This is a genomic window from Acinetobacter sp. UBA6526 (assembly GCF_002434875.1).
Taxonomy (GTDB): Bacteria; Pseudomonadota; Gammaproteobacteria; order Pseudomonadales; family Moraxellaceae; genus Acinetobacter; species Acinetobacter venetianus.
Genome location: NZ_DJLC01000195.1, coordinates 10,767 through 22,337 on the forward strand (window position 1 = coordinate 10,767; position 11,571 = coordinate 22,337).

The window sequence follows — 11,571 nt, forward strand, 5'->3', positions numbered from 1 at the left end:
CCAACTGAGCTATTCCCGCAATATGGATGTGCATTATAGAGAGTTTCATAAAACTGTCAACTCTCTAATATGCTAAATGCTGAATTAATCAGCACGTCTCCAAATTGTTCCTTGGCGAGTATCTTCTAAAACCACACCTTGGTCTAACAAAGATTGACGGATACCGTCTGCCTTTGCAAAGTCTTTGGCTTTTTTTGCATCAACACGTTGTTGAATGAAATCTTCAATTTCCGTATCGGAAAGCGTGAGTGCCTCTTGACCAATATCCGATTTGAGGAATTCATCTACATCATGCTGAATCAAACCAAGAATATTAGTCAGTTGGCGTAAAGTTGAATAGAGAACAGTTGCTTGCTCAGCTTGTTCTTCTTTTACGGCACGATTTAATTCTTTGTTCAATTCAAATAACACAGCCATTGCTTCAGCCGTATTAAAATCATCTCGCATTGCGTTATTGAAACGTTCAACAAAACTTTGCTCTAAAGTTTCAACAGTTTTTTGTCCGTACACTTGCTGATAGGCTTTAAATGAATGATAGAAGCGGCTTAATGCAGTTTTAGCTTCTTTTAAAGCGACATCAGAAAAGTTCACAGGACTACGGTAATGCGATGAAACAATAAAGTAGCGGATGACTTCAGGATGGAATTTTTCCATCACATCACGAATAGTGAAGAAGTTGCCTAGTGATTTAGACATTTTCTCACCATCTACATTGATGAAACCAACATGCATCCAGTAATTTACATACTGTTCACCAGTCGATGCCTCACTTTGTGCAATTTCATTTTCATGGTGAGGGAACATAAGATCTGAGCCACCGCCATGAATGTCAAAGTGATTACCTAAGCAGCAAGTTGACATCGCAGAACATTCAATATGCCAACCTGGGCGACCATTACCCCAAGGTGAAGCCCAAGCTGGTTCATTTTCTTTTGCATGTTTCCAAAGTACAAAGTCAAAAGGATGTTTCTTTTCTACTTCGACATCAACACGCTCAGATGCGCCTGCTTGCATATCGTCAAGTTTACGACCAGATAAGCGACCATATTTATCAAATTTAGTCACTTCAAAATATACATCGCCATTTGTTGCAGGGTATGCAGCGCCTTTATCAACTAAAGTGCTGATCATGTTTTGCATTTGATCAATATATTCAGTTGCTTTTGGGGCTTCATCTGGTGCAACACAGCCTAAATTAGAGGCATCTTCATTCATAGCATCAATGAAGCGTGCAGTGAGTTGTTGAATCGTTTCGCCGTTTTCATTTGCACGTGCGATGATTTTGTCATCAATATCTGTGATGTTGCGGATGTAACGTACTTTCCAGCCTTGGCTACGTAAAAATCGAATAATGTAGTCAAATGCAACCATAACGCGAGCATGTCCAATGTGACAGTAATCGTATACGGTCATACCACAGACATAGATATCGATTTGACCTTCTTTACGTGGGACAAATTCAACTTTTTTTCGTTGCTCAGAGTTATATAGAACAAAAGGTTGCATAAGGGTTTTAAACACTCTACAAAATTAGCGTTATATCATAACGTATGCACCATATTTCATAAAGTTATCAATAAAAAAAGATGTGAGTAATCGTTGTCTATGAATAATTTCACCTTTCTAATGATGCTCAATGTTCGTCCATTTTCTACGAAATCTTATACATTTAGAAACGTGGATAACGCACACTTATGCTAGAATCTCCGCAATTCTTTTGATTAAAATCATCTACGCTTAAGTAGGTTGAGCATTATTTTGAGTCAAACTCACATGTCACAAGTTATAAATTTTCAGAAAAGTGCATTGGAAACTTTGCGTATTGAGCAACAAGCTATAGAAGTGCTTGCAACACAGATTGATGAGCGGTTTGATCGTGCATGTGAAATTTTATTGCAGTGCAAAGGTCGTGTCGTTGTAACAGGTATGGGCAAATCTGGTCATATTGGCCGTAAAATGGCGGCTACATTTGCTTCAACTGGAACACCATCTTTTTTCATGCATCCTGGTGAAGCAGGGCATGGTGATTTAGGTATGCTGGTGCGTGGTGACGTCCTGATTGCAATTTCAAACTCAGGCAAGAGTGATGAAATCATGATGTTGATGCCGCTTATTAAGCATTTAGGCGTGCCGTTAATTACGATTAGTCGTGATGATAAAGGGCCAATGCCACAAAACGCGGATGTTGCATTAACATTGGGCTCGGCAGATGAAGCTTGCCCTTTAGGTTTAGCACCGACTTCTAGTACCACAGCCACATTAGTTCTGGGTGATGCACTTGCTGTTTCCTTGTTGGAAGCTCGTGGATTTACCGCTGATGATTTTGCTCGTTCGCATCCTGCTGGTGCATTAGGGAAACGCTTGCTTTTACATGTGAAGCATTTAATGCATACAGGGGCAGAGTTACCTAAAGTAAAATCTGAAACCCCGATGAATAAGGTGTTATATGAAATTTCTGATAAACGTCTCGGTTTAACGACGATTGTGAACGATGAAGATCAGTTATTGGGTATTTTTACTGATGGTGATTTACGCCGAATGATTGATCATCAGCAAGGTTTTGATGTGAACTTGCCTGTTTCTGAGGTGATGACTAAAAATCCATTGACGATTTCTCCTGAAGCCCGTGCGGTTGAAGCATTGGAAAAAATGCATGAGAGAAAAATTAATCAATTCGTTGTTGTTGATGAAACCAATAGAGTCATTGGTGTCATTAGTATGCATGATCTAATTCAGGCAGGAGTAAATTAAGCCATGGCATCATATGCTTTACAAGAACAAGCACGTCATTTACAAGCTTTAGTGCTTGATGTGGATGGAATCTTAAGCGATGGCTTTGTAACACTAACGAACTCTGGTGATGAAATTAAATCATTTGATATTCGTGATGGTTTGGGCATGAAGTTGGCTCAACGAGCTGGTATGAAGGTGATTATTATCACTGGGCGTAAAAGTAATATTGTTGAAAAACGTATGTCAGACTTAGGTGTAGATCTCGTTTTTCAAGGTCGTGAAGACAAAGGCGTCGCATTGAAAGAAGCATGTGCACAGTTGAATATTTTCCCTGAAGACTGCCTATATATGGGTGATGATTGGCCTGATCTTTCAGCTTTTGCAATTGCGGGTATGAGTATTACCGTACCAAATGGACACGAAGAAGTTCGTCGTCGTGCGCATTTAGTGACTCAAGCAATGGGTGGTCGTGGCGCGGTCCGCGAAGTATGCGATATGTTGTTAATGGCAAAAGGTGTTTACCAAGAGCTACTTGCAAAATACGTTGCTGCACCACATTAATATAGAATGAATTGCCCAAAGGTTAGGTAACCCTGTTTATGGATACCAAAGTTTTATATGTTGTCGCTATATTAGTCGCTGCGTTGAGTGGCGGCTATTATTATTACAGTGGCAAAGCAAAAAAACTGGATGTAGATTCAGCAAAAAATATGACTTATTCGGCTCAGGGTGTTCATCTTACACAAACTGATGAGCAGGGTAATTTATATATCCGTGCTGAGATAAAACAATTACAGCAAGACATGCAGCAAAAGACTTCGCGTTTAGATCAATTAAATGCTGTGATGTATAAGCAAGGTAAACCAGATGCGACTTTCTATTCTAAGCAAGCAAATGGTTATGATGATAATTCAAAGATTGTGCTTTTAGGTGATGTGATTGCAACTAAGTTATCTGAACAGGGCAACAAATTAGAGTTTCGTACTGATGAATTAACGGGTTATCCGAAAACTGGTCAACTCGAAACACAGCATCAAGTTACTGTTCAGTCTCCAAACTCTGAGTTTGTGAGCCAAGGTCTCAAAGCAAATTTAAATAATGGTCAATATGAATTTTTCAAAGTTCGAGGAAAGTATGCGCCAAATTCTTAATTCTAAAAATCGTTCAACTTTCCTAAAACAAGCAACATGCATTGCAGCGATTGCATTATCTTCTGCTTCTAGCTTCGCTTTACCATCTGATCGTAACCAACAGCTTTCTTTAGTCGCAGATCGTGCAACATATAATGATCGGACTGGTATAACGACTTATACGGGTAATGTTGTGATTGAACAAGGGACGATGAAGCTACAGGCTGACTCGATTGTTGCAACGTTGAATAGCAAAAAAGAAATTCAGACGATTACGGCTAAAGGTCAGCTTGCTAAATTCCAGCAACAAGTTGATTCGAATAAAGGTTTAGCGCGTGGCGAGGCCCAAACGATCGTCTATAACGCTGATTCAGGCATTATTACATTGACTGGGAAAGCTTATTTATCCCAAGATGGATCAAGCATTCGTGGTAATAGTTTGAAATACAGTATGAATAAAGGTGATGTAGAAGCTCAAGGTTCTTCATCAAATCGTGTTCAAATCATTATTCCACCATCAAGCTCGAAAAGTTTCCCAGGGGCACGTGATTAATGGATCAATCAGCGCAGCAACCTCAAACGCTATGTATTAAACATTTAGCGAAAAACTATAGTAAACGTTGGGTTGTTAAAGACGTTTCGTTTACGATGCAAAGTGGTCAAATTGTAGGATTACTTGGTCCTAATGGTGCGGGAAAAACGACAAGTTTCTATATGGTTGTTGGACTGGTTCGCATGGACAAGGGCGAGATTCATTTAGATAACTTAGATTTATCTGACCTTGCGATGCATGAGCGTGCACGCAAGGGGATTGGTTATTTACCTCAAGAAGCTTCTATTTTTAGAAAGTTAACGATTTCTGAAAATATCATGGCGATTTTGGAAACACGCAAAGATTTAAATAAGCAACAACGTCAGGATCGACTGACTGAATTGTTAAATGATTTTAAAATTAATCATATTAAAGATTCATTAGGCATGAGTGTTTCTGGTGGTGAGCGTCGTCGTGCAGAGATTGCACGCGCTTTAGCGGCAGACCCTAAGTTTATGTTGCTTGATGAGCCTTTTGCAGGTGTCGATCCTATTTCAGTCGGCGATATTAAAGATATTATCCAGACCTTAAAAGATCGTGGAATTGGTGTTTTGATTACAGATCATAATGTCCGTGAAACTTTAGCAATCTGTGAAAAGGCTTATATCGTGAGTGAAGGTTCTGTGATTGCAGAAGGGACGCCTCAAGAAATCTTGGATAATGAGCAAGTACGTAAGGTTTATCTTGGTGATGATTTCGTTGTTTAAACTTTGACATGATTTTTAAAAGAACCTTCGGGTTCTTTTTTTATTTATACAAATGAATGGGATATCGTATAGATACATGATTTATAATTCTTTTTAACTAGTGGGTTTTAACCTATCTATTTGATTTTAATTTAATTAGAAATAAATAACACTTCAATTTTGGATCAAAAATAAACTAAAAAGTGTGAACTATTTTACAAAAAACAAACAGTTAAGTAAGTGGGAATTAGTCCTTAGAGCATAGTGTTTTTCTTTTAAAAATGAGTAGAATGAATGTGCTTTTAAAACATAACAATTTGAAAAGAATATGAGCATTAAAAAAGATTTAGATATAGATGATGGAACACGGAAGTTATGTATAGATTTCAAATGGGTGATATATGCAGTAACGTTTTCAGTGCCGATCACACATGCTGCAACACCGAGTGAAAAATACCATTCCTTAAAAAACAACTTATCTCAGCTGATTGCTCCAAAAAGTAGTGATGATTTTAAAACTGCAAATATGCAGCAATTAAGCAATTTTTCGGTCAATCCATCAACCAATGCTTTGCCTGTTGTTGGAAGTGGTCGTCCAGTTGAGGTTGTTCCTGCTGCACTATGGCAGAGCCAGCGCAAGTTGTTGAAAGATGCTGTACAAATTGCTGTACAACGAAATCCTGAAATCTCTCAAACACTTGCGACTTTAGCTGCTCAAAATGCCAATATCGATGTTGCTAAAGCTGGTTATTATCCTCAAATAACAGGGGGGGTAAATACTGGGGATCTAACTCAGAAAACCTCAAGGGGACAGCAAGTTCTCGCCTTAAATGCTACCCAAATGCTTTATGATTTTGGCAAAGTTAAATCTGGGGTAAATACAGAGCAAGCCAAATTGGCAGTTGAGCAAGCCAATGTTTTAGTCAAGATTGATGATATTTCACTCGATGTTGCTCAGACTATCATTAATATTCAACGTTATAAAAAGCTCATTCAAATTGCAGATCAGCAAATTATTGGGATTAAACGCATTCAAGAAATGGCCAATTTACGAGCCAATGCAGGGATCAGCAGTCAAGCCGATCCAGTACAAGCTCAATCTTATTTACAATCTGCACAATCTGCTTTAATTGCCCAACAATCTTTACTGGGTCAATATCAGCAGCATTTAACGACGTTGCTTGGGTTCGATGCCAGCAATGTGAAATGGACAATTCCTGAGGATTTAGTTCAGCAATCAGATCTTTACGCTGCACCACAATTCAATATCATTCCTCAAATGATCGCAGCACAGGCTGGTATCATTGTTGCACGTTCACAAAAACAACAGACTCAATTAAGCCGATATCCAACATTATCTGTTAAAGGTGAGTTAAGTCAGGCATTGCATGGTGTAAATCCAAACAACAATAAAGATGGCGGATTTGATAGTGCCATTATGCTTGAAGCAAGTAGCCAATTTTATCAAGGAGGAGCAACATCATCCCAAATTCGTGCCGCTAGTTTTGCTGAAGAAGCTGCTAAAGCACAGGTAAATGCGGTGTATTTACAAGTACTCGATCAGATTCGTACTAGTCGGGAACAGATCGAAAATAAACAACGACAAATGCAGGTGCTGATTAGCCGTCAAGCTACAACGGTAAGAACGAGAGAGCTTTATCAGGAACAATATAAATTAGGAACACGCTCACTTGTTGATTTATTAAATGCGGAACAAGCAATTCACGGTGCAAATTCAGAATTAGAATCAGCACGTTATGATATTTACAACAGTATTGCTCAATACATTGCGACCACAGGACGTTCGCGTCAAGCCTACGACTTAAATAATATTTCAATTCAGGGGTTTGAAGTTCAGCCATGATGACAAAAATAAACTATCAGCCGTGGTTACAAGCGGTATTAACTATTGCCAAACATTATCGAATAGAACCTTCAGAAGAACGTGTTCGATTACAGTTGGATTGGAATCAAAATCAAAACTTAGACGACATCTTGCTGCTAATGAGCAAGCAGGTAGGTTTGAATGTTTGTAAGGTTCAGTTTACAAATGACGTGATTAATCCTTGGCGTTTGCCAGTCATTATCGAGCTTAAAGATGGGCAAGTCGGTGTTATTGATAAAGCTGACTCAGAAGGAAATGTTAGTGTCCAATTAAGTGGTGATCAGGGTTTATCGCAGAAATTTGCGGTTGGTGCACTCAAGCATATTGTTAAAGATGTATATATTCTGCGTCCTGAAAAGTCAGTTCCAGATGCACGTATTGATGAATACATCAAACCGTATGAACCGAGTTGGTTCTGGTCAATTGTGTTACAAGATTGGAAGCGATATGTCGATATTATGTTTGCCTCATTAATGGCAAATATTTTAGCTCTGGCAACGATTATTTTCTCAATGCAAGTTTATGACCGAGTTGTACCTTCACAATCAGTACCGACGCTTTGGGTTCTGGCTGGTGGTGTATTAATTGCAGCTGTATTTGAGTTCGTGTTGCGTGTTGCCCGTGTTTATCTTTCAGACATTATTGGTAAACGTGCTGATCTAAGAATTTCAGATCGGGTTTTTGGTCATGCGCTGAGAATTAAAAATAGCGAACGTTCAAAGTCTACAGGAACCTTTATTTCTCAGATCCGTGAGTTAGAAGGTGTACGTGATCTTGTAACCTCAACTACGATGGGCGCAATTGCAGATTTACCATTCTTCTTTCTGTTCTTAGTCATATTCGCCATTATTGGTGGTAACTTATTTTGGGTAATGTTACTGGTTGTACCACTCATGATTTTGCCGGGTATTTTGGTACAGAAGAAACTAGCAGAACTTGCACAAGAAGGGATGCGCGAATCTTCGATTCGTAATGCGATCTTGGTTGAAGCTGTTCAAGGTATTGAGGACATTAAGTTATTAAGAGCTGAATCGCGATTCCAAAACCAATGGAATCACATGAATGAAGTATCTGCTGATATTAGTATGCAGCAACGTAAGATCGTTGGCATATTGACAGCATGGACACAAAAAATTCAAGGTTTGACTTATGCAGCAGTCGTTTTAGTTGGGTGTTTTGCGGTAATGGACGGTGAAATGACAACGGGTGCTTTAGTTGCTTGTTCGATTTTATCATCACGTATGTTATCACCGATTTCTCAAATCACTGGGATTTTAGGACGTTTACAGCAAGCTAAAGTGGCGAAGAAAAGTCTTGATGAGTTAATGCAAAAGCCAGTTGATCAACCCGATCAAGCACATCTCGTACATAAAGAAGTCCTCAATGGCGACTATGAACTCAAAAATGTGATGTTCCAATATACGGAGGAGGACTCTCGTCCGATCTTGGCAATTCGTCAGCTGAAAATTAAAGCTGGTGAGAAAATAGCAATCTTAGGTCGAAATGGGGCAGGTAAATCGACCTTGTTGCAACTCTTGGCTGGTATGCAATCACCAGCAAGTGGTTCTGTACATTTAGATAATTTAGATATTAGCTTAATTGATCCTGCGGATGTACGTCGTGACGCAGCATTGTTAAACCAAAATGCGCATATGTTCTACGGCACAATTCGTGAAAACTTAACTTTAGGCGCTCCGCTCGCACGTGATGAAGATATTTTAAAAGCGTTAAAAGTGACAGGTGCTTTAGGATTTGTGCAGGAGAAAAAAGAAGGTCTAGATCACTTGGTACTTGAGGGGGGGGTAGGTTTCTCAGGTGGTCAAAAGCAAGCATTACTGTTAGCACGTCTTTTAATTCGTCAACCAAATATCTTGTTATTGGATGAACCTACTGCGGCAATTGATGATATTGCTGAAAAACAATTAATTGATCATTTAAAAGGTTGGTTAGCTCATCGTACGTTGGTTGTGGCAACGCATCGCCGTGCTGTTTTAGAGTTAGTTGATCGTATTATTGTAATGAATGACGGAAAAGTCGTTATGGATGGACCGCGTGAACAAGTATTAAATCAATCAGCAGGTCAACAAAAACAAATTATTAAAGGGGAAGATTCATGAGCGAACAACCAGTCAATAACCGTTCAATGAATGTGACCTATAGAGAACCTGCTTTACCGCGTGCAACACTTGTCATTTGGATTGTGTGTATTGGTTTGGCAATTTTCTTGGCATGGGCATGGTTTTTTAATTTAGAAGAAGTTTCTACGGGTACAGGGAAGGTGATTCCATCTTCCAAAGAACAGATTATTCAGTCTTTAGAAGGTGGTATTTTAACTAAGCTCGATGTGCAGGAAGGTGATATCGTTCAGAAAGGTCAAGTCCTAGCTCAGCTCGATCAAACGCGTTTTGCTTCTAATGTCGGTGAGTCGAAATCTTTACTGGTTTCAGCACAAGCTACAGCAGCTCGGTTACGTGCAGAAGTGAATGGAACACCTTTGGTTTTTCCTGATGATGTATTAAAAGAACCAAAATTGGTTAAAGAAGAAACGGCACTTTATCACTCACGCCGCGAGAACTTAGAGCAATCATTAGAAGGTTATCGACAAGCACTGCAACTGGTTCAACAAGAATTAGTGATGACAGAACCTCTTGTTGCTAAAGGTGCTGCGAGTGAAGTCGAGGTTTTACGTTTAAAGCGTGAAGCAAATGATTTACAAAACAAAATGAACGACACGCGTAACCAATATTATGTAAAAGCTCGTGAAGAATTGTCCAAGGCGAATACAGATATTCAAACGCAACAACAAGTTGTTATGGGGCGTAGTGACAGTCTACAACGTGCAGTTTTCAAAGCGCCTGTAAGAGGGGTTATTAAGGAAATTGATGTAACCACTCTTGGTGGTGTAATTCCCCAAAATGGTAAGTTAATGACCATTGTACCGCTAGAAGACAAGCTACTTATTGAGGCACGAATTTCTCCGCGTGATATTGCATTCATTCGTCCAGGTCAAGAAGCCTTAGTGAAAGTAACGGCCTATGACTATTCGATTTATGGTGGTTTAAACGGAAAGGTAACGGTTATATCCCCAGATACGATTCGAGATGAAGTAAAGCAAGATCAGTTCTATTACCGTGTATATATCCGTACGGACTCTGATAAATTGTTTAACAAATCAGGTAAAGCATTCGGTATTACACCGGGTATGGTTGCTACAGTTGATATTCGTACTGGTGAAAAAACCGTGATGGATTATTTACTTAAACCATTTAATAAGGCGAAAGAAGCACTCCGAGAGCGTTAATTTTGCTTATGAAAAAATCCTCGCATGATGCGAGGATTTTTTATTTCAGTCGATAAAGTTATAATTATCTTTTTATACTTATTTTTTATTTTATGCCTTTCACCATAGCGAACACGGTTACTTTTGAAGAAGAAATTAAAAAGAGTCGTTTTCAGGCAATTGCTGAGATTGTTGAAAATGAACAACAAGTGAAAGCTTTTTTAGAAAAAACCAAAGATATCTCGACTACGCATCAGTGCTGGGCATGGAAGATTGGCCATCATGTTCGTTTTAATGATGATGGTGAACCCTCTGGAACAGCAGGAAGACCAATTCTAGCGACGATCGAAGGCAATGAACTGACTAATGTAATTGTGTTGGTTAATCGGTGGTATGGTGGTGTAAAACTTGGCACTGGCGGGCTAGTTCGTGCCTATGGTGGTTGTGCAGGTCAATGTTTAATGTTGGTTGAAAAAATTGAACTGATTCAGAAAAAGGAAATTGTATTTAGCTGCTTATTTAATGAGTGGGCGATTATCCAATACGAGCTTACGCAGCAACAAATTGAGTTTCAAGAACATTATACAGAGACTGGTGTTATGGTTGAGGCAAGGGTTCAGGTACATCAAATTGATCCTTTGAAATTGAAACTTCAAGATGTGACTCGCGGACGAGAAGAAATCAAGGTTGTAGAGGATCAAACACATGACGCATGATCCACTTTTAAAATATCGTGAACAGCATAAACACCGCTTGAATTATATGCCGTGGTTGTATTGGACCTTAAAACTCAAACATCGTGAATGGGCTGAAGCTTGGCAAGCTGAGTACCAAGCCTATTTAATGGAAATGGAAACAGTAGAGATTGGTCAGAACTGTTTTATCTCACCGCTCGCGCATATTTTTGCTGAACGTGGACGGAAAATAACGATTGGTGATAATACCTTTATTGCTGCCGATTGTACCTTACATGGCCCTTTAGAGATTGGTAATGAAGTTGCAATTAATCATCACTGTATTTTAGATGGTGGGCGGACTGGAATTAAGTTACATGATCAAGTTCGTATAGCTGCATATAGTCATTTATATGCATTTGATCATGGTGTGGAACTAGATCGCCCGATTTACCAACAACCCGTCACCTCTAAAGGTATTGAGATTGGGCGTGATGTATGGTTAGGCGCTCATGTGGGCATTAAGGATGGTGTGAAGGTTGGTGATCATGCGGTTGTTGGAATGAATAGTATGGTCACAAAAAATGTTGA

At 39.2% G+C, this 11,571-nt stretch carries 11 protein-coding genes; 10 read left to right on the top strand and 1 reads right to left on the bottom strand.

Annotation, left to right across the window (positions count from 1 at the left end; genetic code table 11):
• Positions 1-84: 84 nt before the first annotated feature.
• On the bottom strand, positions 85-1,506 hold the full coding sequence (cysS, locus tag B4237_RS13280; protein ID WP_278596053.1) for a cysteine--tRNA ligase: 1,422 nt from the start codon (positions 1,504-1,506) through the stop codon (positions 85-87).
• Positions 1,507-1,773: 267 nt separating this feature from the next.
• Between cysS and B4237_RS13285 the strand changes: the two genes are divergently transcribed.
• The 10 genes from B4237_RS13285 to B4237_RS13330 all read left to right on the top strand — a co-directional run.
• Entirely contained in the window at positions 1,774-2,751 is a 978-nt protein-coding gene (locus B4237_RS13285) for a KpsF/GutQ family sugar-phosphate isomerase (RefSeq protein ID WP_278596052.1), read from the top strand.
• A 3-nt stretch (positions 2,752-2,754) separates the two neighbouring features.
• On the top strand, positions 2,755-3,294 hold the full coding sequence (locus B4237_RS13290; RefSeq protein ID WP_278596051.1) for a KdsC family phosphatase: 540 nt from the start codon (positions 2,755-2,757) through the stop codon (positions 3,292-3,294).
• A 38-nt stretch (positions 3,295-3,332) separates the two neighbouring features.
• Complete coding sequence (gene lptC / locus B4237_RS13295; protein WP_278596050.1) at positions 3,333-3,884, top strand: LPS export ABC transporter periplasmic protein LptC; 552 nt, start codon at positions 3,333-3,335, stop codon at positions 3,882-3,884.
• Positions 3,868-4,416 carry a lipopolysaccharide transport periplasmic protein LptA gene (gene lptA / locus B4237_RS13300; RefSeq protein ID WP_061525394.1) on the top strand — a complete coding sequence of 183 codons (549 nt, stop codon included), beginning with the start codon at positions 3,868-3,870 and terminating at the stop codon, positions 4,414-4,416. The genes lptC and lptA overlap by 17 nt, the downstream gene beginning before the upstream one ends.
• Positions 4,416-5,162, top strand: a complete 747-nt coding sequence (gene lptB / locus B4237_RS13305) for an LPS export ABC transporter ATP-binding protein (RefSeq protein WP_004880651.1) — start codon at positions 4,416-4,418, stop codon at positions 5,160-5,162. The genes lptA and lptB overlap by 1 nt, the downstream gene beginning before the upstream one ends.
• Positions 5,163-5,469: 307 nt before the next feature.
• Positions 5,470-7,005 carry a TolC family protein gene (locus B4237_RS13310; protein ID WP_007479991.1) on the top strand — a complete coding sequence of 512 codons (1,536 nt, stop codon included), beginning with the start codon at positions 5,470-5,472 and terminating at the stop codon, positions 7,003-7,005.
• Entirely contained in the window at positions 7,002-9,143 is a 2,142-nt protein-coding gene (locus B4237_RS13315; protein WP_278596049.1) for a type I secretion system permease/ATPase, read from the top strand. Before B4237_RS13310 ends, B4237_RS13315 begins: the two co-directional genes overlap by 4 nt.
• Positions 9,140-10,327: an HlyD family type I secretion periplasmic adaptor subunit gene (locus tag B4237_RS13320; RefSeq protein ID WP_007479993.1), complete on the top strand. Its 1,188-nt coding sequence runs from the start codon at positions 9,140-9,142 to the stop codon at positions 10,325-10,327. Before B4237_RS13315 ends, B4237_RS13320 begins: the two co-directional genes overlap by 4 nt.
• Before the next feature lie 92 nt (positions 10,328-10,419).
• The gene (locus B4237_RS13325; protein WP_278596048.1) at positions 10,420-11,022 is read left to right on the top strand and encodes an IMPACT family protein; all 603 of its coding nucleotides are present in this window, start codon (positions 10,420-10,422) and stop codon (positions 11,020-11,022) included.
• On the top strand, positions 11,012-11,571 hold a 560-nt coding region (locus B4237_RS13330), incomplete at its 3' end, for an acyltransferase (RefSeq protein ID WP_286943537.1). The genes B4237_RS13325 and B4237_RS13330, both read left to right, overlap by 11 nt.

Excerpts from the sequence above, each read along its gene's own strand:
- B4237_RS13315 (WP_278596049.1), top strand. The coding sequence starts at position 7,002 with ATGATGACAAAAATAAACTATCAGCCGTGGTTACAAGCGGTATTAACT.
- cysS (WP_278596053.1), bottom strand. The coding sequence starts at position 1,506 with ATGCAACCTTTTGTTCTATATAACTCTGAGCAACGAAAAAAAGTTGAA.
- B4237_RS13325 (WP_278596048.1), top strand. The coding sequence starts at position 10,420 with ATGCCTTTCACCATAGCGAACACGGTTACTTTTGAAGAAGAAATTAAA.
- B4237_RS13290 (WP_278596051.1), top strand. The coding sequence starts at position 2,755 with ATGGCATCATATGCTTTACAAGAACAAGCACGTCATTTACAAGCTTTA.
- B4237_RS13310 (WP_007479991.1), top strand. The coding sequence starts at position 5,470 with ATGAGCATTAAAAAAGATTTAGATATAGATGATGGAACACGGAAGTTA.
- B4237_RS13285 (WP_278596052.1), top strand. The coding sequence starts at position 1,774 with ATGTCACAAGTTATAAATTTTCAGAAAAGTGCATTGGAAACTTTGCGT.
- B4237_RS13320 (WP_007479993.1), top strand. The coding sequence starts at position 9,140 with ATGAGCGAACAACCAGTCAATAACCGTTCAATGAATGTGACCTATAGA.
- lptB (WP_004880651.1), top strand. The coding sequence starts at position 4,416 with ATGGATCAATCAGCGCAGCAACCTCAAACGCTATGTATTAAACATTTA.
- lptC (WP_278596050.1), top strand. The coding sequence starts at position 3,333 with ATGGATACCAAAGTTTTATATGTTGTCGCTATATTAGTCGCTGCGTTG.
- lptA (WP_061525394.1), top strand. The coding sequence starts at position 3,868 with ATGCGCCAAATTCTTAATTCTAAAAATCGTTCAACTTTCCTAAAACAA.